Source organism: Prevotella pallens, assembly GCF_900454935.1.
Lineage (GTDB): Bacteria > Bacteroidota > Bacteroidia > Bacteroidales > Bacteroidaceae > Prevotella > Prevotella pallens.
In genome coordinates this window covers 86,836-108,885 of sequence record NZ_UGTP01000002.1, presented here as the reverse complement: position 1 = coordinate 108,885, position 22,050 = coordinate 86,836, and the positions used below count along the sequence as shown (strand labels likewise).

General features: G+C 41.1%; 16 protein-coding genes and 1 tRNA gene. 14 read left to right on the top strand and 3 right to left on the bottom strand.

The window, feature by feature from the left end; translation table 11 throughout:
• Nucleotides 1–68: 68 nt before the first annotated feature.
• The 13 genes from DX009_RS13365 to DX009_RS09545 all read left to right on the top strand — a co-directional run bounded on the left by DX009_RS13365 (nt 69) and on the right by DX009_RS09545 (nt 19,213).
• On the top strand, nt 69–221 hold the full coding sequence (locus tag DX009_RS13365; protein ID WP_181792348.1) for a hypothetical protein: 153 nt from the start codon (nt 69–71) through the stop codon (nt 219–221).
• Nucleotides 211–5,469 carry a tape measure protein gene (locus DX009_RS09600; RefSeq protein ID WP_245944627.1) on the top strand — a complete coding sequence of 1,753 codons (5,259 nt, stop codon included), beginning with the start codon at nt 211–213 and terminating at the stop codon, nt 5,467–5,469. The genes DX009_RS13365 and DX009_RS09600 overlap by 11 nt, the downstream gene beginning before the upstream one ends.
• 2 nt (nt 5,470–5,471) lie before the next feature.
• The gene (locus DX009_RS09595) at nt 5,472–5,987 is read left to right on the top strand and encodes a hypothetical protein (protein ID WP_115083909.1); all 516 of its coding nucleotides are present in this window, start codon (nt 5,472–5,474) and stop codon (nt 5,985–5,987) included.
• A 7-nt stretch (nt 5,988–5,994) separates the two neighbouring features.
• Nucleotides 5,995–7,245 carry a LamG-like jellyroll fold domain-containing protein gene (locus DX009_RS09590; protein ID WP_115083908.1) on the top strand — a complete coding sequence of 417 codons (1,251 nt, stop codon included), beginning with the start codon at nt 5,995–5,997 and terminating at the stop codon, nt 7,243–7,245.
• The gene (locus tag DX009_RS09585; protein WP_115083907.1) at nt 7,230–11,726 is read left to right on the top strand and encodes a phage tail protein; all 4,497 of its coding nucleotides are present in this window, start codon (nt 7,230–7,232) and stop codon (nt 11,724–11,726) included. The genes DX009_RS09590 and DX009_RS09585 overlap by 16 nt, the downstream gene beginning before the upstream one ends.
• 107 nt (nt 11,727–11,833) lie before the next feature.
• On the top strand, nt 11,834–13,255 hold the full coding sequence (locus DX009_RS09580; protein ID WP_115083906.1) for a hypothetical protein: 1,422 nt from the start codon (nt 11,834–11,836) through the stop codon (nt 13,253–13,255).
• 329 nt (nt 13,256–13,584) lie between these two features.
• Complete coding sequence (locus DX009_RS09575; protein ID WP_115083905.1) at nt 13,585–15,012, top strand: RNA-directed DNA polymerase; 1,428 nt, start codon at nt 13,585–13,587, stop codon at nt 15,010–15,012.
• 3 nt (nt 15,013–15,015) lie between these two features.
• Nucleotides 15,016–15,429, top strand: coding sequence for a hypothetical protein (locus tag DX009_RS09570; RefSeq protein ID WP_061450348.1), 414 nt, complete (start codon nt 15,016–15,018; stop codon nt 15,427–15,429).
• A gap of 3 nt (nt 15,430–15,432) precedes the next feature.
• Nucleotides 15,433–15,951: a hypothetical protein gene (locus DX009_RS09565; RefSeq protein ID WP_115083904.1), complete on the top strand. Its 519-nt coding sequence runs from the start codon at nt 15,433–15,435 to the stop codon at nt 15,949–15,951.
• The gene (locus DX009_RS09560) at nt 15,935–16,534 is read left to right on the top strand and encodes an N-acetylmuramoyl-L-alanine amidase (protein ID WP_115083903.1); all 600 of its coding nucleotides are present in this window, start codon (nt 15,935–15,937) and stop codon (nt 16,532–16,534) included. The genes DX009_RS09565 and DX009_RS09560 overlap by 17 nt, the downstream gene beginning before the upstream one ends.
• On the top strand, nt 16,531–17,133 hold the full coding sequence (locus DX009_RS09555; RefSeq protein WP_115083902.1) for a DUF6549 family protein: 603 nt from the start codon (nt 16,531–16,533) through the stop codon (nt 17,131–17,133). The genes DX009_RS09560 and DX009_RS09555 overlap by 4 nt, the downstream gene beginning before the upstream one ends.
• A gap of 772 nt (nt 17,134–17,905) precedes the next feature.
• On the top strand, nt 17,906–18,844 hold the full coding sequence (locus DX009_RS09550) for a cation diffusion facilitator family transporter (RefSeq protein ID WP_115083901.1): 939 nt from the start codon (nt 17,906–17,908) through the stop codon (nt 18,842–18,844).
• 144 nt (nt 18,845–18,988) lie between these two features.
• Nucleotides 18,989–19,213 (top strand): DEAD/DEAH box helicase family protein, encoded by a 225-nt coding sequence (locus tag DX009_RS09545; RefSeq protein ID WP_115083900.1) that lies wholly within the window; start codon nt 18,989–18,991, stop codon nt 19,211–19,213.
• A 593-nt stretch (nt 19,214–19,806) separates the two neighbouring features.
• Here DX009_RS09545 and DX009_RS09540 read toward each other — a convergent pair.
• Nucleotides 19,807–19,879: transfer RNA gene (locus tag DX009_RS09540), tRNA-Met, on the bottom strand.
• Nucleotides 19,880–20,205: 326 nt separating this feature from the next.
• Between DX009_RS09540 and DX009_RS09535 the strand changes: the two genes are divergently transcribed.
• Nucleotides 20,206–20,964: an SDR family NAD(P)-dependent oxidoreductase gene (locus DX009_RS09535; protein WP_006046296.1), complete on the top strand. Its 759-nt coding sequence runs from the start codon at nt 20,206–20,208 to the stop codon at nt 20,962–20,964.
• 96 nt (nt 20,965–21,060) lie between these two features.
• Here DX009_RS09535 and DX009_RS09530 read toward each other — a convergent pair whose 3' ends face one another.
• Nucleotides 21,061–21,321, bottom strand: a complete 261-nt coding sequence (locus DX009_RS09530; RefSeq protein ID WP_115083899.1) for a hypothetical protein — start codon at nt 21,319–21,321, stop codon at nt 21,061–21,063.
• 11 nt (nt 21,322–21,332) lie between these two features.
• Nucleotides 21,333–21,998: an RluA family pseudouridine synthase gene (locus DX009_RS09525; protein WP_115083898.1), complete on the bottom strand. Its 666-nt coding sequence runs from the start codon at nt 21,996–21,998 to the stop codon at nt 21,333–21,335.
• Nucleotides 21,999–22,050: the final 52 nt, after the last annotated feature.

The window sequence follows — 22,050 nt, the reverse complement described above, 5'->3', positions numbered from 1 at the left end:
TATGCGCATACTTTCATTGGACGTGGGAGTATCTCACAAAAGGTATTGCGTGGGCTGTTGTGCAGCGTATGCTGGCAGACCAAGCACGCTATGATATGGACGATGAGCCTACCAATAACAGTGCAGGAGATAGCCAGTTTGATAATGGCAGCATAGAGCTTACAGAGGAGAATGCAGATGATTTCATTAACTATATAAACAGCATTAGTAGTGGAAAGTAATAACGGTGCTTTGGCTTTTGATGTACTCATTAGAGATAGCAACATAAATGAAATGTTGGCTAAAGATGAGAAACGCATTATGCAGTTTGCCGAGAATGTAGAGGGGCAATCCCAAAGCGTTGTTGGCAGCTTTGAGGGTATAGGCAAGGCTATTGGAGGCATTGCCATTGGTGCTATGCTTCAAGGCTGGGTAAAAGATATAATTAGCGTGCGTGGAGAGTTTCAGCAGCTCGAAATAGCATTTAATACAATGCTGGGCAGTGCAGAGCAAGGCACGCAGTTAATGAACCAACTGGTAAAAACGGCTGCTTCTACTCCATTTGACCTAAAAGGTATTGCTGGTAGTGCTAAACAGTTGTTGGCATACGGTACAGCAGCAGAAGATGTAAACGGTACACTTGTGCGATTGGGTAACATAGCAAGTGGATTGAGCATACCATTAAACGACCTTGTGTATCTGTACGGTACTACTATGGTGCAGGGGCGTTTGTTCACGCAAGATGTAAGGCAATTTATGGGGCGTGGCATACCTTTGGTGCAAGAGTTGGCTAAACAGCTTAACAAAACGACTGATGAAGTTAATGCTATGGTTACTGCTGGGCAAATAGGTTTCCCCGAAGTTCAAAAAGTCATAGAGAGCTTAACCAACGAGGGTGGTATGTTCTATGGCTTGATGGAGGAGCAAAGCAAGAGCCTTACAGGTCAAATCTCTAACCTTGAAGATGCCTTTGATATGATGCTCAATGATATTGGGCAAAATACACAAGGCGTATTAAGTGGCAGTATTAGCGTTGTTGCCTCACTGGTAGAGAATTACGACAAAGTATTACGTGTTTTAGGTGGTTTAGTCGCGATGTATGGTACATACAAAGTGGCTATGGCTACTGTTGCCATACAGCAGGGCAAGAGTACTGGTATGGCTAAGGTTGATATGATTGTACAAAAGGCTCGTATGGGTACGCTTGCTAACCTCAATGCGAGCGCACACAATTATGTTGTACAACACGAGCTAATGGGCAAAGCTCATCAAGCATACACGCTGGAGCTGCAAAAGGCTCTAACACTGGAACAGCAGGAACAGGTTTTGAGAGGCGTTAAAATGCAGGCTATTGCTGCATTGCTCACACAGGAGCAGCAACAATACCTAAGCCGATTAAACCTAAACTCTCAAAGCGTAGAGTACCTTGCAGCAGCAGAGAGTATATTAACCGCTGACCAGCGTATGAGTTTGGCAAAGCAAGACCTTACACGCAATAGTATGGCTTATGGTGTTGCTATTGAACAAAGCATACAGGCGCAAATGCTGGAGAATACAGCCAGTATGAACGCATTGCGTACAGAGGCTGCTAAGTTGAAAGCTAAAGAAGCCTCTTTGCTTCAAGATTATAGGGTTAGCCAAAACAAAATACAGCAAACTCGTGTACAAATAGCACTGGCACAGCAAGAGGGTAATACGCAAGCGGTTGCTGCATTAAAAGAACAGCAGCACAACCAGCTTAAACAGCATGGTATTATTGTTAGCGAAATGAAATCTGCAAAATTAGCTAAGGAGGCTACAACGCAGAAGATTACAACACTCGCAACCCAGCAAGCATCTTTGGCAGGAAAGGGTAAAGCAGCCAGCGATGCAATGCAAACCGCATCCTCTACTCTACTAAGCACTGCAACAACATTCCTTACCGCAAAGTTAAGGGTTTTGTGGGCTACACTTATTGCAAACCCTTTCACAGCGATTATTTCACTTGTAGGGCTTGCTGCAAGTGCATTTATGATGTTTGGCAAGCAAGAGGAGGAGAATACAACGATTGCTGGAGAGTTCCAAGATGCCGTAACAGAAAGTTACAATAAACTAAACCTTTACTTTGCCATATTAAAAACCTCCTCTGCAAACTCTAAGGAGTACAAAGATGCTCTGAAAAAGATAAACGACCTTTGCGGAGAGCATAGCGTTGAGCTACTGAAAGAAAATGCTGGGCTTGAGGAGCAGGCTAAAAAACACGATGAGCTTGTAGATGCCATCGGGCGTAGTACTGCTGCTAAGATTAAGGCTAAGTACATAGAGGAGGAATACAATAAACTTGCAGAAAAGCAAAAGGAAATACTCGAAGAACTAAAAGAGCAAGCAGAAGAGGCAAGCCACAAGGAGATTAAGGAAACAATAGATGTTACCCCCGAAGGTGTTGCAATAACGGCTTACAAAGCTGTTGATGAAGCCTCTGTACATATACGAGAGGCAACAGATGCACTATGGGCAAGCATACTAACTGCTGCAACTGATGGAGCAGAGAAACTGCAAGGGCTTACAGGTGATGCGTACAACAAAGCCTATAACGAGCTTATAACCAACATTCTTGAACGTGTGCAAGAGGCTACTGGAGCAACGGACAAAGAAATGGAGGCATTCAAAGGCAGTGTAGAGAGTGCAGTACAAAGCACCTTAACCTCTGCACAAGCCTGTAACAAGGGTATTGAGTTAATAAGTAGCCAAACAGATAGTATGTTTGGTAAACCTATTACCAATAACCTTAAAAATGAGATAGACATCACTAAGTTAAGTTTGGACGAGTTGCATAAACTTTCCTCTCAACTCAACGGCTCACAGATTGGTATAGACTTAAAACTATATGGCTATACTGAAACTATGGCAATGTTGCGTGATGTAAACAACCTCATTAACAACAAGCAAAACAACCTCAATACCGAGAATGGTATCAATGATGAGATTGGCAAACTTAAAAAATTGCGTGGAGAGGCTACATTAGGCAGTGCAGAATGGAAGAATTTGGATAGCCAAATAACAAAGTTGGAAAACCGATTGCCTAAAACGCAAGCTAAAATTGCCAAAGCTGCAAACAGAACCAAAGAACAAGCTGCAAAAAAAGCAGCAAGAGAGGCTGAAAGGCAAGCAAAGGAAAGAGCTAATGCGCTCAAAGATATTGCTCAAAGGGAAATTGATTTAGAGCTTGAGGTTGAGGATAGCCGACTTGATATTATCAAAGATGGTTTTGAAAAGCGCAAGGCAGAGCTTAAAGCCCAACACCAAAAAGAGCTTGCAAGAATTGATAAAGAGCAAAAAGAGCTGGCAGAAAAGTACAAGAAAGCTGGTAAGGCTATGCCTACTAAAACAGAGGCTAATTTTACAGCTTTGCGAACCAACGAGAATGCCAGTTACGAGATTAAGTTAAGCCAGCTTACAGAGGCAGAGATTAGCGAGCGCAAAAAGCAATATGAGCTATACTACAAGTGGGTAAGCACATACGGCGAATATGTGGCTAATGCTCAATTTGAGAAGCTGGTAGCTAATGGTAATACTTATACAGCGTGGCTTGAAAGCAAGGTGCAAAACCTTGTAGAGAAAGAGGCAAGCACGGCTGGGCTTAACGAGGCAGAGAGTAACGACCTCATAACATTCCAGCAGGAGTTACAAGCAGCTAAGGGGCTTAAAACAGAGTTTGAGCAATTCAGTGAGAGCCTATCAAAAGCCAAAGACAATAGTAATACACTAAGCGAAAGCCTTGCACGTTTGGTACAGCTCAAACAGGATTTGCAACAAGGTAAAACCAACCTCATTGGAGAGGAAAGAGCAAAAGCGATACAGCAAGTAGATAAGCAAATTGAAGAGAGTACACAAGAACTGCAAAAGCATCTTTTGGAAACCTACAAGAGCAATGCTGCTTTACGTTTTGAAACAGAGCAAAAGTATGAGCAAGAAATTACGTGGTTAAAACAACACGGCTACGAAGAACAGGCGATGCTGGCAGAGAAAGCACGTAGTAAGGCTATTGCTGAAATTGATGCTACAAGAATACAGGCAACAGACGATTGGAAGCAGCTTTTTGAAAATGCAGAATATTTAAGTAGCTCTGCATTTGATAATATCCTGCAAAAATTACGTGCTATGGTTGCAGGTATAGCTGATGCCGACATTAAGGGAGCATTACAAAAGCAGCTTGATGATTTAGAGATACAAACACAGGGCGAAAGAAACCCATTTAAGTTGCTTGTAAACTCTATCAAAGAGTACAACGCAGCAGCAGATGGGAGTACCGAGAAATCGGTAAAGTTCAAAAAGATGTTTACCTCTATTGGCGCAAGCATCTCTATGGTTAAAGATGGCTTTGATAGTGTTGTTAATGGCTTAAAGGATTTAGGGCTGGCTGGCGATGAGGCAACACAGGAGTTACTGGGCGATATTAGCGAAATGATTGGCGGTGCTGCAACACTCGCAAAGGGTATAGCAACAGGCAACCCTATGGATATTATCAGCGGTGGTGTTAGCCTCATTACAAGCGCAATATCTGTGTTCGATAGCACGAGCAGGAGAATTAAGCGTGAAATGAAGCAGCACGAAAAGCAGCTACAAGCCTTGCAACGCATATATAGCCAAATCCAGTTTAATGTAGAAAATGCCATTGGCGATGATTACTACAAAGAGCAACAAAAGGCAATAGAGAACTTGCAAAAGCAAAAGAAAGAGTATGAGGAGTTATCACGGCTTGAAAGTCGCAAGAAAAAGAAAGACCGTGATGATAACAAAGTACAGGAGTATTTAGCTAATGCAGAGCAAGCGGAGCGAGATATTAAAAAGATTGAGCAAGAAATTGTAGAATCTTTGGTGCAAACAAACTTCCGTGATTTGGCTAATGAGTTGGCAAATGTTTGGGCTGATGCGTTCGGCAAAATGGAAGATAGTACAAAGAGTTTTGAAAAGATTTGGAATACCACCATTGCAAATGCAGTTAAGAACTCGCTCAAACTAAAACTCATAGAGCCTATTGTTAATGAGTTTACCAGTACCCTTGCAAAGTATATGGGAACGCATAACAACAGTGTGGTAGGTTTCAACTTCGCATACTGGAAACGTATGTTACAAAACGCTGGTAAGGCATTCACAGATGGCTTAAAAGGGTTTGAAGAGTACTTTCAAGGTATGGAGGACGAGGTCGGCAAGGCAAGTAATACGCTGGAGGGACAAATTAAAGGCGTTACAGAGGACACAGCCTCTATTTTAGCTGGAGAAATGACAACAATGCGTATTAGGCAAATGGAGCAGCTGCTGGTTATGCAAGGCTTACAGGCTACAATGATTGGCGTAGATAACACCGTTAAATCTGCTCTAACATATCTAAGCTCCATTGCTAATAATACAAGCTACAATAGGCATCTGCTGGATATTACTAAGCAGCTTGAAAACATCAAATCATCGCTTGCAAGTAACCCATTACGAGCAAAAGGATTAACAGCATAAGTATGGAACGAATAGCAGTATTAAGGCAGCTAATGGCACACGGACATTGTGCTGCAAGCATAAGTATGGTACATAACACGCAAGGGAATATATCCAAACTTGCCGATACATACTTTTACTTTATCAAACCGTGCATACAAAAAGATTTTCCAAATTTGGCGTTTTTCCGTGAGCATATCGGCAAAGATGGAGAAAAGTTTGGAGTGTATGTTGATAGCAAAGGAGAGGTTGCAGCCTCTCCAAAAGCTGCTTTTTTAGGCAGTAGTAATGTGAGTTTTACAGCCACACATTACAACATACACCAATGCTGGTGTAGGCACAATAGCCAAGTTGCTATTGTAGTAACAGATAATAGCCATCTACACATAGATTGCTTTGAAAATGCAGCGGTTAATGTAACTATACAGAGTAAGCGAGCTAAGGTTTTCATAAACCAATATGGCAACAGCAAGGTACTGGTTAAAGGCTTTGCAGAACAGGCGAAAATTACGACATACAAATGTAATACATATAAATAGTTAGGATATGGCACAGGAACAATTTATGGTACTCAATATGCCTTTTGACGAGGCAGAGGGAGCAAAGAAAACGTATGATTATAGCCCAAACCGTGCAGACGGAGTGGTTACAGATGCCAGCTTTGAGGCTGGTAGGCAATCAAACTGTATAAGATTTGATGGTACAGGCAAATGCGAGGTGCAAAAAAACGTACTGGATATGACACGTGATTTTACAATTTGCACGTGGGTTAAGCTGCACCCTGTTAGCAACCAGCTCATCATTGTATTTAACTACAATGGCATTAACAAGCTGTACCAAAAGAGCATAGAGCTAAACGCAGAGCAATGGTACTATCTTGCAATCAGCAGGAGCGGTAACACCATTTGCACATACCTTAACTCAACGCTTGTAGAACGTGCTGTAATGCCTAACGACTTTGGAAATCCTATCGGCATAAGCATTAACCAAGACAACTACAATACAACGCTGGGGAATGGCTGTTTGGACGAAACTCGCATATATCAAAAAGAACTCACACAGGAGGAGATAGATGGGGAGTTAAACAATACAAAGCAGCTTGCCTACCTGTTAGATGGAGTGAACTTTAAGGAGTATGGAGTATTTGTAAGTGCGAGCAAGGGGCTGCTGGGGAGCTTAAAGATGAAAGACCCATTAAAGGTTGATTTCAGCGGTTATCACGGAGAAGCCGTAGATTTGGCACGCCCACGCTTTGAGGCAAGAGAGATTACATTAGAGTGCTTTATCCACTCCACAGGCGGTAAGATGGAGTTTGTAAAAGCAGTAACAAACTTTCTAAGCCTGTTCAACAAGAAGCACACCACCAGCACGGATATTGTACAAGCAGAGCCAGTAGCAGCAGGGTTACACAGATTGACCATAGATATACACCCTACAAAGGCTTTGGTTTACGAGGTGTATTTGCCCGATGCTACACAGGTTGAAAAGGTGTGGAACGATAGAGATATGACAGGTACATTTACTCTTACTTTGAGAGAACCCGAACCTGTCAAAAAGGTTTTGAAACACATTAGGGTAAACGAAAGCTCAAAGCAAGTAAGTATCACTATTACCACAAGTAAGCTGGTTAATATATACTGGGGCGATGGTACGACAACGCAAGATGTGTACGGAGCTAACAAAACTATTACGCACAATTATACAACCAATGGCGACTATTATGTAGTTGTAACAGGTGTTATTGAGGATATAGTGGAGTTTACCACAAACGCAATTATAGTATGGGACAAATTATAGTACACAAACGTAATGGAGAGGTACGCTATGTGTTAGATAGTACTGCAAAGCTCTGCACCGTAAAAAGCGCAGAGCAAAAGCGTGATTTGCTGGGCGAAGATACTGTAACTGTAAAAACAGAGAGCGCAACGGCAATGGAGTATATGGTAGGCGATTATATAGAGGTGTTTGGCGATGTTTACACGCTTAACAAGATAAATGAGCCTACTAAAATTGGAGAACGCAAGTTTGAGAATACAATGGTATTTGAGGGCTTGCAATACAAGCTACTTGATGCACAATACCGTAATACCGATGCTGCTGGGCATAACCCCAGCGGAGAGTTCCAACTTGTAGCCAATATGGGGTTGTTGATGAATTTGCTAATCAACAACATAAAACGTGTAGCAGCTCCTTTGGGCGAGGTTTGGGAGCTGGGCGACTGCATAGAAACAGAGTACAAAGATTTCTCTTTCAGCAAAGAGAATTGTTTGGGCGTATTGCAGCGTGTATGCAAAGATTTCAATACAGAGTTTGAGATTGAGGTTGTAGCCCATAAGCATTATAAGCTACATATCCGCAAAGCTGGCAAACTCTTCCCTGCTACATTCTCATTTGGTATGGGAGGAGGTATTTACAAACTGAAACGAAAGAATGTTAATAGTAATGATATTGTAACACGCCTGTATGTTGAGGGTGGTACTAAGAACATCACTACCAATTACAGAAATGGAGCGCAGCGTTTAAGGATTGCGGACAACGAGGAGAGTTATATTGATAACAAACAAGCAATAGCAGCCTTTGGAGTTAAGGAGGGGAGCAGAGTATATGAGGATATTTACCCACATCGTACAGGAGTTGTAAGCTCTATTGTTGAGGGAGATATTTTTAAGTTTGTGGACAACACAATGTTTGACCTCAAAGAGAAAGATACCAACGGCAATACACGCTGGTTGATAGATGGCACTGCTGCAAAGCTCAAGTTTGTTGGTAATAGTAATTTGGCTGGCTATGAGTTCGAGATAGCCGACTATGATACCAAAACACAAACTTTCACGATTAACCAGTATGAGGATAAGCGAGGCTTGAAAATACCAAGTGCAGCCACCGCCTACCAAATTAAAAAGGGGGATAAGTATGTGTTGCTTGATATTATTATGCCAAACGACCCATACGTGGTTGATGCAGAAACAGAGCTTAAAAAGGCAGGGACAAAAGATTTGGAGGCAGACAGCCAGCCAAAGGTTGAGTATGAGCTTGAATTTGCAAGCCTGCTGCTCAAACGCAGGTTTGGTGTAGATGGCTCATTGCCTAACCTCTTTAAGGTTGGCGATTATTTGCCTGTTAAAGATAAGGATATAAATGTAGATAAGGCTATACGAATTAAGGGGTTTACAAGAGATTGTTACAAAGATGAGTACAGTTATAAACTAACAATTAGCGACACAGCAGAGGTAAACATTATTGAAAAGCTGATTATAGATAATGAGGAGCAAAACAAGCTCATTACCTTAAACCAGCTAACAGATGTTGCTAAGGCAAGAGCTAACTGGAGAACTACACAGGAGCTGCTAAATATGGTGTTTGATGGCGATGGTTTCTTTGATGCCACCAATATACGCCCAAATAGCATTGAAACGCTTATGTTGAGCGTTGGCAATCGTGCAGGGCAATTCATTTTACAAAACATCGTCATTGAGGCTAATGCTGCTGTAAATGGTAAGCCTAACCCTAATTTAGTGAGGATAGGCAGTAATAACGGAGTGTTAATCCATTACGCTATTGAGGAAAATAATAGAACGTGGAATATAGGAGAAAATACCATTACCCTAACAAGTAATGGAGCATATTACCTATATGCACGTTGTACAAAAGCAGCTGGGGAGAGTGGCGCAAGCCTTATTTTCAGCCAAACACGCTATGCAGTAGATACAGGTGCTTACTATTATTTCCCTGTTGGTGTGCTATCCTCTGTTTACAACGGCTATCGTGAGCTTACAACAACATACGGAGCTACACGCATAACAGGGCGTACTATCAACTGTGGGCGCATTGAGAGTATAGATAAACGTACTTACTTTGACCTTGATAATAGCGAGATTGGAGGTAACATAAAATTTGTTTCAACCGATGGTACGATGAAAAGTATAGAGGAGTTGGAGCATTTAGTGAATACAACCTCTACTGCACTTGATGGGGTAAATGAGATTATAGAGGGCTTACAAAGCCAAGTGGACGGTACGGTTGAGTATTGGTTTGGTGCTGGTGTGCCAACACTGGGAACTGCACCAGCTAACCAGTGGACAACGGAGCTGGATAAGAAAACGCATTTGGGCGACTTGTACACTGATACCGCTACTGGTTTAGAGTATCGATTTACAAAGGAGGGAGAAACCTATAAATGGGTAAATATCCCCAGCACTGGCATTGGGCAAGCCATACAAACTGCTAATAATGCGTTGGAAACAGCCAGCAGTAAGAATCATACGTTTTTAACGGCAAATGCCAACACATACCCAAAACCACCGTATAAAATTGGCGATTTGTGGATTACCCTCAATGATTACAAGATACGCATCTGTACAAAGGAGCGTGAGGCGTTAAGTGGGTATAGCAGTTCAGATTGGAAAGATGCAGGTTATACCGATGATACGAATGCTAATGCAGCATTGCAGCAGCTAACAGATTTGGCAACAGATGGCATAATAACGCCCAGCGAAAAAATTAAGCTCAAAGACGAGTTAGCCAACATTAAGGTGGACTACTCTACTGTTAAAGCAAAGGCACAGATGGCAGGTTGTCCTACAATAGGATTTGATGCTGCATATAGCACGCTGCTTGCTTATGTTAGTGCATTGCTCTCAAATATGCAGGCAAATAGCACAGGGGTAAACAAAACAACCTACAACGGCAATTTCTCTGCATATTACAAAGAGCGCACCAACCTGCTTGATGCAGTGAGCAAACAATATGTTGATAGTGTGGAGGTCGGCAACGGCAATTACATAGGGAATAGTGCCTATTTTACCGACCTAAAAGGCTGGTTTCACAACCCTAATGATGGTATTGATATAAATTTGGGTGGTACAGTTTTCACGCAGAACGTTTCGCCTATTTATGCCGATAGCATTATGGGGAATGTTATGAGGTTTAGGAAAACGAACCAAAAAGATATTTGGTTTCTGCATACTCCTTTTGCCAAAGCTGGAGGTAACATATTATTGCCAAATGAAAAGTTTGGCAGTGGTATTACATACACACTTGCATTTTGGGTAAAAGCTAATGCTCCTATACAGCTTAATATGGGCTTTATGAACCCACAAGGAGATAAAAGAGTTGCACCATACAAGTATTTTACAGCTGATACGAAATGGAAACGAGTTGTATATACATTTGTAGCAACAGGAGATAGCCAGCCTGATACAGAATTGTATTTCCGTACAGATACTGCCGATATGCAATTTACCGATTTGTATATGACAAAGTTTGTGTTGGTAGAGGGTAACAAAGCCCCCGAATGGAACTCAAGCAACCAAGAGGTGCAAAGTATGATTAAGGCTAACAAGGACTTGTTGAAAGCCATTACCCAAAATTACACACAAATTGAGGGTGGGCTTATCCTATCTACATTCTTAAAGCTGGGCGCATTACAAAAAAGTGGTGCGTGGGTTGAGAGTGCAGGCTTAAAGGCTATGCTCAATAGCACAGATGAGATTGCAGCATACTTTGGAGGTACTTACCAAGAGGCTTTGGCAGGAGATAAGGAGGGTATGACTATTATATACCACAATGGAAAGCTGAAAGCACTTAATGCAGAGATTACAGGCACTATCAATGCAACAAATGGTACATTTAGTGGCAAATTAGATGGTGTTACTGGTACTTTCCGAGTTTTACAAGCCGTTGATAGTAACGGTAATGTAAAAGCTGAAATTGGCTTTAATTCCAGCGAGGGTAAACTGTATTTTAGTGGCGATATGCAGCATCAAGGTACAAAGAATGGGCGTAGTTTACGATTTTATTCCTCTGATATTTGGTGTCGTGGCTCATTTGGAGCAAGAGAAAGAAACGTATTAGTTATCAAGGGAGCTTATGGCTACTATTACCCAAACGGTGTGTACGCAGATGGCAACTATGTAAATTTAGCCTCTAAAACCAGTAGTAATGGGGAAAGATATTATGAGGTTAATTGCTATGGGCAAAATGGCGATTACAGCGGTTTCCCTGTTGATACCATAATCTTTAACATACAAGGTGGCACTGTCTTTCAATACTGCTTGAATGCTGCTTCAACGCAAAGGATAATGGTTATCAATGGTAACGATAGTAGCAATAATGTTAAAATATTCTCCAATGGTAGAGCAGTCGTTTGGAATGGTGGAGAGCTTGCAGAGGTTGTACAGATGCCAACTTCCTCTTCATTCACAACACCAAGTATAAACACAAATCATTTAGGTGCTGGCTTGCTGGTGGGAGCTTTTAGAGATAATAACTGGCAATAATTGCCTACACTTTCAAAAGTTCGACAAATAAAGCGTGTATATAACCAACGCTTTTCGTATTTTTGGAGCGTATAAGAATAAACAAATAATAATTAAACAATAGCCAAATGGGATTACTTATTGGTGTTGGGAACACAGTACCCAAATTTCCATACCAAGAGTTATGGTATGGCATTCGCATTAACCTCAAAAATGGAGGGCATAATGTAGCAGATGGCAAGGTTGAGCGTGTGGGAAATTTAGACCTACACCGCTCATTGCCTATACAGAAACGTATTAGGCGTTATGTAGCACGTGAAGATGGAACGGTTAATTATTGGTTGGGGGCTAATGATAGCACCTTAAAAGAGGGAGGAGGAGCAGCAAAACTTAACGCTGTTGATGGTATTGTGCAGCTCTATAAGCCCGATTATTACCGTAAGTTTGAGTTCGATGGAGAGTACCTCCTTGTAGCCATTAGTGAGGTTGCATTGCCTGGATTTACACGTATGAAAGAGAAATCTCGTAGTCCGTGGCTGGCAACATTCAACCGTACTAACAACAAACCCACTTGTGCATCTTTCCTACAATGGGAAAGCACCGGCTCTGTAAAGCGTGTTGCAGAAACAGGGTTGCTTGACTTACTCCCAAATGCAGCAGAGTACAGAGGCGGTACTAATGTTACTGGCAATGATGGTAAGCCTACAAGCGTGCTGGGTATGCCTGCAACAAGTACTAACAAAGCTACTATACGGACACGATGCAAGAGTTTGGGCGACAACTGGCATTGTGGAGGTTGGCGTTTCCGTGAAGAAATGAGCTGGCTAATGGCTATTGAATTTGGCGAACTTGATAGCCAAGCTCCTTACAATGCTCAAAAAACAGAAGATGGGTTTGCGCAAGGCGGATTGGGCAACGGCTCTTATGTAGGTGGAGAGTGGGGAGCATTCAATGGCTATCAGCCATTTATTCCTGCTGGTATCACTGCAAAATTGGGCAACAATACTGGTGTTGTTGATTACCTAATTAAAGAGTGGAAGAGCGGAGTAGATAAAACCATCAAAGTAGCCAGTTACAGAGGCTGGGAGCAACCACAACAATACCTGTGGGAGCATAACGATGATGTGCTGGTATTCTACACACCCTTTGCCGATGGTGGAGCTTGTAAGTTGTATTTATGTAGCGACCCTGCAAAGTTTACCACCCCAAGCGACCACGCAGGGGAAAATGTAGATGGCTATCAAGAATTAGGATTGCTACCTACTGGCAGTGGCTACATTTCTGAAATGGGAGTTGCCAATGGGTACTCTTTCCCAAGCAACGTAACAGGTGGAGCTGCTAACAAGAATTATTGCGACTATTTTTGGAGGCAGACGGTAAATGCCACAAACAATGCCGATGGCTGGTATCAACTCCTCTCCTCTGCTTATGCGGGCTATTCGGAGCATTCGGGTGTTCGCTGTGCGAATGCGATTAGTCGGGGTGCGAATGCGGGTACGGATTGGGGTTTCCCCTTGTGCCTTGAATTTCCGAGTTCCGAGGGCATTTAATTTTGTTGAGTAACAGTTGCTCTGTATGAGTTCATAACAATACGGTTACGGTGGTTCGGAAACTCCTCTCCTCTGCTAATGCGAACAATTCGGAGAATTCGGGTGTTCGCTGTGCGAATGCGAATAATCGGGGTGCGAATACGAATACGAATTGGGGTTTCCCCTTATACCATAATTACGGTTTTCCCTTTTAAGGAGAATTTTTACAACCACCGTAAACCTTGCCTCACAAAAGCACCTTGTATAAGGGTGCTGGCAAAAGAATATGGTTAAAATAAAGTGCTGGTAGATTGTGGTTGTACCACAAGTGCGAAAGCTCTTATAAGACAATGGCACATAAGATATATGCAAATAGTGAGAATGGGTATTGGAGGGTATGCGACCCTCTAAACGTGCTAAGAGCTACAAATAACACTCTACGTGGTAAAATGAATAGGCACGATGTAAAAAGGTTGTTAAAACGTGGCTATTGCGATGCCCTAACAAATGTATGGGAGATGCTGGAAAAACAAACTTTCAAGCCATCAAAATACACAGAGAGAACAATCTTTGATGTGAAGCAACGCAACCTTAAAATAGCACCACTATACCCCGATAGAATTGTACACCACTGCTTGATAGATGTTATTGAGGGAGATTTGCGCAAGATTTTTATTGCCAACACCTATGCTTGCATTAAAGGGCGTGGAATACATAAGTGCCTAACCGATTTGAACCGTGCATTGCAAAAAGATAAAGCAGGTACAAAGTATTGCCTAAAAATAGATGTAAGGCATTATTACGATAGCATTGTACATAGCATACTCAAAGATATAATAGCAAAAAGCTATGGGGATAAAAAGCTGCTTTGGCTTATGTACCTTATCATAGATAGTACTGAGGGCGATATTGGTTTACCAATAGGCTTTTTAACAAGCCAGCATTTTGCAAATTGGTATTTAAGCCCATTTGACCATTGGGTTAAAGAGGTATTGCGTGTAAGGTATTATTACAGGTATATGGACGATATTGTAATACTCGCTAATAGTAAAGCAAAACTGCACTATATACTTGAACAAGTAAGAGAGTACTTGCAAACAAAGCTAAGGCTAACTATAAAAGCAAACTGGCAAATATTCCCAGTAGATGCACGCAGTATAGACTTTGTAGGTTACAAAAGCAACCATTACAATATATTGGCACGAAAAAGCATTTTGTACACCTATTGGAGAAAGTTGAAAAGGCTGCAAAATAGTTATGGAGTGATGACAGAAAGCGAGTTGCAACATAAGTTATCTGCACACTTTGGCTGGCTGCAACATTGCTCAAGCAAGCATTATAAAGAGATAGTAAGTTTAACGTTAAAACAGATAAGAATAAAACAAATGGAAGAAAAAAGATTGAGTACAGGCGTGCATAGCGATAGCGTGCAGCCCACATTTGATGTGATTGATAGAGCGAAAGGTACAACGCTGTACAATTTCAACCAGCACTACGAACAAGTAGATGATGAGCAAGGTAAAAAGCGCAAGGTTAATGTGTATGATAGCCTTTTGTGTTATTACCCTGTTACCGCCAATACTGTATTGGAAACTCTCATTATGGCTAAGTATAGCGATAATATTGAAAAGAAACTGCTCAACGATTATAACGCAGCAGTAGCAGGTATTGAGGACGAAAGCAAGAAGCAGCCGTACCTTGATTTCCTTGCAGAGCGTAAGGCTTTGCGTGCTATGGTTGATGCAGATTGTGCAACTAATAACATTCCTATGGAGTAAGATATGACAGAGGAAACTTATGATTTTGCAGACCTCCCACTGCAAGGGGATGGAGCAAACCCACAAAAGCCAAGTGGAGATTACCCCAGTATAGATGCTGTAATAAACAAGCCTATTTGGTGTACAGGATTTACAGAAGATGTTGATACTGAAAATGGCAAGCGCACTCTTATACGGTTTAAGTGGGATTTGGGAGAGGCTGAAACGGCTTTTTGGACGAGCAGTAAAAAACTACTTGCCATTGTAAAACACCCAAATATCCGTTTTCCTTTCCATACCATTATTAAGGTAGTACTCATTAGAGAAATGGCTGGCTTTGAGTTTCGCAGCGCAAAGGAAGCCATATCGCAAGACGATATAGATGCGTACAACCTGTATTTAATGAAGAAACGCAGTTATATGAAACAAAGGAGATAAGATATGAATTCAATCCTTAATTACGAGCAGTTACGCCTCATTGTCGTTACTGTAATTAGCACCCTGTTAGGAATGATTACGCCTACAAATGGGTTTGTTTTAGCTCTCATACTTATGAGCAGCTGGAATATTTGGTGTGGTATGCGTGCAGATGGTGTGGTTATACACACCTGTAAGAATTTTGATAAAAAGAAATTCAGAGGGGCATTAAAAGAGTTGTTGCTGTACATAGCTATTATTTACCTCATACACTCTGTAATGGTTATGTGTGGAGATAGCGCAATAGCTTTGTATGCAGTAAAGAGCATTACCTATGTATTTGCATACGTTTACCTGCAACACTCATTCCGCAATTTGACCATTGCATACCCAAACAACCTTGCTATATGGGTTATTTACCTTGTTATACGTTTAGAATTTAAGCGAGCAATGCCCAGCCATATTAAACCAATTATTGAGCAATACGAGCAAAATAAAGCAAAACAAAAAGAAGAGGAGGCAAAAAATGAAAGTAATAATTGATAATGGACACGGCAAGGACACACTGGGCAAACGTAGCCCAGTGTGGGCTGATGGCTCACAGCTATTCGAGTGGAGGTATGCACGAGAAATAGCCGTAATACTGGAGCAAGAACTTGTAGGGCGAGGCATTGATGCAGTACGCATTGTACCCGAAGATACAGATATATCGTTACGAGAACGATGTAATAGGGTGAACAAGCTATGCGCAAAAGTAGGAGCTAAAAACTGCCTGCTTGTAAGCATACATTGTAATGCTGCTGGAAATGCAGGGAAGCCTATGCAAGCAAGAGGGTGGAGTGTGTTTGTAGGGCTTAACGCCTCACAAAATAGCAAATCATTAGCAACCCTTTTCAGCGCAAGTGCAGAGGCGCAAGGCTTAAAGGTGCGTGTTAGCTCTCCAAACCAAAGATACTGGGTGCAAAACCTTGCTATGTGTAGAGATACCAAATGCCCAGCAGTGCTAACTGAAAACTTATTTATGGACAACGAACAGGATTGCAAACTGCTACTCTCTAATGAGGGGAAACAGAAAATCGTTAAAACACACGTGCAGGCAATCCTTGATTACATTAGTATGGTATGAAAAGGTATTTAATTGTATTATTGCTTGCTGCTGTTGCATTGGCATTTGGAGCTATACAAAGGTGTAGCAAGCTGAAAGAGGAGAACAAAAGGTTGGCAAATAACCAAACCGCTCTTATGCAAGAGGTTAAATTGTACAAAACCAAAGATGGCAAAAATGCAGCAAAGGTTGTTGAGCTATCTCTGAAAGGGAAAGAGTTTAAGCAACTCAATAGCTATCTTAAAGAGGAGGTAGAGAGGCTGGGGCTAAAAATTAAAAACCTCAAATCAGCCACCAGTACCATAACACTTACCAGTTTGAAGATTGATACTGTTATAAAAGACAGTATTGTATTCTTACCAGCCAAAGGCATAGCAGACACACTCAAATGTTTTAGCTACAACGATGGCTGGATAAATGCCAGTGGGTGTATAGGTGCTGATAATAGGTTTCAAGGTACATTTGAGAGCAACGACACTATTTCTATTATTGCTCACAGAGTGCCTAAACGCTTCTTATTTTTCCGCTGGGGCTGCAAAGCAATAGAGGTTGAGGTCGTAAGCCATAACCCACACACAAAAATAAATTACGCAAAGATGATAGAGTTTGTTAGAAAATAGCTATTTTTGCAGCACATAACCACCGAGCTTAACACGCATTTTTTGCAGTTGTGGCTCAAATGTGGTTCAAAAGAGAATTACAAGTGTTTCCAATGGGCTGACCCACAGCACAATAATAAGAATTGGCTATTAGCTTCCGGTTCCTAAGGTCATGGGTTTGAATCCCATCGGGGTCACTAAAGAGAAGATACAAATAGTATCTTCTTTTTTTATGTAAAGCGATAATAGCAGATTATAAGATAGTTACAAGTAAACATTAAATAAAAACAATAGTGTGTACGGCAGCGTAATCAGTCATTGCTTTTCTTCCTTTAGTTCTATTGTTTCTCCATGTTCCATTAAGCAACTTTCTGTGCCCATACCACTTGTTTTTTGTTGTGTGCAGTGTGTTGTGGCATACCACTTTATGCAAGCACAAAGTTTTAGACGTCTGTAACGTTCGTCTTAGATATCTGTAACGTTCGTTTCAGACGTCTGTTTTAAATCTCCCTCTAATCTATCGCATTTTCTTTATAAAATAAGGGTGTACACTATATGTTATACACCTTTATATATATAGCCTGTAAAAATGCCACATTGGTATGTGTATGCTTATTAATGCACTCTTGTTGTTTGTTGCTTGTTGTTTGCTTGTGTGTGGTGCGCTTTGCAATAGTGTAGGGCGTAGAGTTAGCCTATATGGTGCAAAATGCGAATAAAGTTGCTTGTTCGAATAGAAAAAATCACTAACTTTGCAGCGTAAAAAATAAGCTTAATTACTTAACAAACAGAGATGAACGAAGAAAAAAACAAAGGTGGAATGATGAGTGTTATTGCTGCTTTAGGTGCTAATGTGCTGGTGGCAATATCAAAGTTTATAGGTTTTGCAATATCTGGTTCGGCTGCTATGTTGAACGAGTCGATACATAGCATAGTAGATTGTGGCAACGAAATATTGCTGCTTGTGGGCAATAAGCAAGCTGCTGCAAAAGTGTCAGACAAACACCCGTTTGGTCAGGCTCGTGCAAAATATTTCTATAGCTTAGTAGTTGCTATGATGTTGTTCTTTGCAGGCGGTGCATTGGGTGTAATGGAAGCCACCGAAAAGTTGTTCCACCCCGAACACAATGTAGAAAACACGTGGCTTGTGATGGGTATATTGGTGTTCGGACTGATTGTAGAAACTGTTAGTTTGCGTGTTGCTATTAAAGAGATAAAAGCACTTAACAAAGACGGGTTGTCGCTTTACAGATTTTTGAGAGAGAGCCGACATAGCGAAATTCTTATAATTTTTGCCGAAGACAGTTGTGCCGTTTTGGGTTTGCTGATAGCTTTAGGTGGCACGTTGCTTAGCCATTTCACCAATAACCCATTCTACGACGCCTTGTCTGGTGTGTTAATTGGATTGTTGCTTTGCGGTGCAGCCCTCTTTTTGGCACGCGAATTTTACGGGTTGCTTATTGGCGAAAGCGTTACAACAAAAGACTTGCTGCGCATTAAGTCTGCTTTCAATCGCACCGAAATAAGTAAGCTAATTAATGTAAAGACCATACATTTAAGTCCTACAGATATTTTGGTTACGGCTAAAATTGATTTAAAACCCGAATTTGAGGCGCAAGCGTCTGCCATAATTAACGATATTGAGCGAAATATGAGAGCAGATTTTGCCAACTACAATATATTTATATATATAGAAACCGACGAATATAAAGCCAACGATGTGCGTGCATAATGGAAAACAATAATAGACTGTGGGGGCTGAAACAGTTATTATTTTCTTTACCTAAACTAATAAGATTGTCGGTTTTTTAGAGCACTGTAGCCGTATTATCTTGGACCAAACTATAATTTATCGTTCAACGTGGCAGGTTATTATATGTGCCACGAAGATTTTTGGAAGCGAATAGACAGGAACGAAATTATAGAACGCACCTTCCAGTTGGATACTTATTGGGTTAAAGATGATGGACAACTCAACAGCTACGAATTTATGCCGTTTGCAGCGGAGCTTAGTCTCAATGGTGCAGCACAAACTAAAAAGATGACTACAGTAGGAACTCATTATTTCATTCCTTGGCTAAAGGCACCAGCATGGCAATAACAGAAAGTAATGATACATAGAAAAAGCGGCTGAACAAGTCGCTTTTTTTATTTGTAACAATCGTACCTAAGTTGTTTAATTTAAATATCTTTTTTTAGGTTCGGTTAAAAATAAGAGAGAAAGCTATAAACTGCGCCAACTGCTTGTTTTATAAGCCGATATGCCATATTAGATGTATATATAAAACTGCTAAATATAGTTGCTTTTGTTTTATACGTCTGTGGCGTTCGTTTTATACGTCTGTCAGTAATGTTTCAGACGTCTGTTAGTAAGTAAATAGATATCACACAAAACAGCAACATTTATGTTTTTATATTAAAATATATAAGAGTTGTTTGTTCTGTTGCAAAATACGACATTTGTTGTTGTTCGGTGTTTCCATTTGGGTATTATAATGAATGGCTAACCACCAATATGTAGTTTTGTGTTTTGTGGTACAAGCGTGGAGACTATTACAATAGTTTTCTTTTCTACTGAAACTTCTTTGTTTAGCAAAATAATGTGCTGCTGTTAGTGTAAGAGTGTAGCTGAGTGAGGGTAGTGCTAAAAACAAAAGAAGTCGCCTTTAGTAAGACGACTTCTTTTTTCTGTTGTTGCGGGTGCAGGACTCGAACATGCGACCTCCAGGTTATGAGCCTGGCGAGCTACCAACTGCTCCAACCCGCGATATTACCATTTGCAATTTAAAAAATAAGTTCTAATTACTTGTTCCTGAATTGCGAGTGCAAAGGTAGGTATTTATTTTTATATATGCAAGATATACAGGCGATATTGCTGACGAATCGGTATATTTTAACATAAGTAAACATTATAGTTACTAAAAATGTTGAGAAGAGAGTAGGAATTAATTTTGCAGACTAAATAAAATCTATTACCTTTGTCGTCTATTCTGGTTGCTTGCCTTGAGCATGGCGCAGAAGCAAAACAAAACAACGATATATATATAATAAGGTGTAGTGGAAGCACTATGCTCAGCTTAAACAATATAATACATGGAAAAGAAAATAGTAATGGTTACGGGTGCAACAAGTGGCATTGGCGAAGCTTGTGCACGCAAGTTTGCACGTGGTGGATATAATGTTATAATTACCGGACGCCGCAAAGAGAAGCTCGACACACTGCGCCGTGAGCTTGAGAATATGGGAGCAGAAGTGTTGGCAATGGAGTTTGACGTGCGCGAACGTGCATCAGCACGCAAGGCAGTAGACTTTTTAAAAGGTAAATGGGCAAATATAAATGTGCTGATAAATAATGCAGGGTTGGCATTAGGGCTAGACAAAGAGTACGAAGGCAGCTTTGAAGATTGGGACACAATGATAGATACCAACATAAAAGGTTTGCTGAATATGACCCGTTTTGTTGTTCCCGGAATGGTGGAACGCAACGAAGGACACATTATAAATATAGGCTCGGTGGCAGGCGATGCTGCTTATGCAAACGGAAATGTGTATTGTGCAACAAAAGCAGCAGTGAAAGCATTGTCGGACGGACTGCGTATAGATGTGGCAGAAAGTAATGTGCGTGTAACTAACTTGAAACCAGGATTGGTTCAAACCAACTTCTCTAATGTGCGTTTCCATGGCGACGATGCTCGTGCAGAAAGTGTTTATAAAGGTGTGAAACCACTTACAGGCGACGATATTGCCGATGTAGCATTCTATGCGGCAAGTGCTCCTGCCCATGTACAGATAGCCGAAGTGCTAATTTTGGCAACACATCAGGCAAATGGGTCGGTGATTGTGAGAAAGTAAGGCAGATATTGCACTACAAATAAGAAGAAACAAAAAGGCGAAGCATTGTAGAGAGGTAGTTGTCCTCTTACAGTGCTTCGCCCTTTATGTTTTAATTTACACTTTTCTAAATTTTGCTTTCAATCGTTTGTAGCCATCAACACCCAATATAGCGAGTCCACAATATTGGAAAGCCTTTGCTAATCCGAAGAAAATAACCCACAAGATACCTTTCATCTCCATAGATATGGGGAAAACGGCTTGAGCGAACGATGCAATATAGCACGGTATGCACATAGCCAAAACAACAACGCCAGTGCAGAACGACAATTTTTGAAGCCATGCAACAAAACGTTTCAATAGGGTAGGAGTAGTCATTTATGTGGGTGTTATCTAAAATTGTCCCATACCTTTTCTGTTGGTAAAGGTGAAACAACAACAATTTTTTGTTTGCTTACGGGGTGTATAAATTCAACCTTATGACTTAGTAGCGATATGCTACCATCTGGATTAGAACGGCGCGCGCCATATTTTAAGTCTCCCTTAATAGGGCAACCCATCGCAGCGAGTTGGCACCGTATTTGGTGGTGGCGCCCAGTAAGCAAGTTTACTTCGAGTAAGGTGTAATGTTCGGTCTGTCCAATGGTCTTATATTTCAGTATGGCTTGTTTAGCGTTTGGCATTTCGTTATTATACACATAACTTTTGTTTTGCTTTTCGTTTCGCACCAGCCAATTAGTTAGTGTAGCTTCTGGCATATTAGGTGCCGTTTGCACCATAGCCCAATATGTTTTTCTGACTTCGCCATTTCTAAACATATTGTTAAGTCGGGAGAGAGCTTTTGATGTTTTGGCAAAGACAACTATACCAGACACAGGACGATCTAAACGGTGCACAACGCCCAAGAATACATTGCCAGGCTTTGCATATTTCTGTTTAATCCATTCCTTAATAGTTTCAGAGAGCGGTTTGTCGCCAGTCTTGTCGCCTTGTACTATTTCTCCGCTTTGCTTATATACAATAATAATATGGTTGTCTTCGTAAAGAACTTGCATAGTTTTAAAAGAATCTATCGCCCTTTCCCTATGCGAGTAAGGACGATAGAAA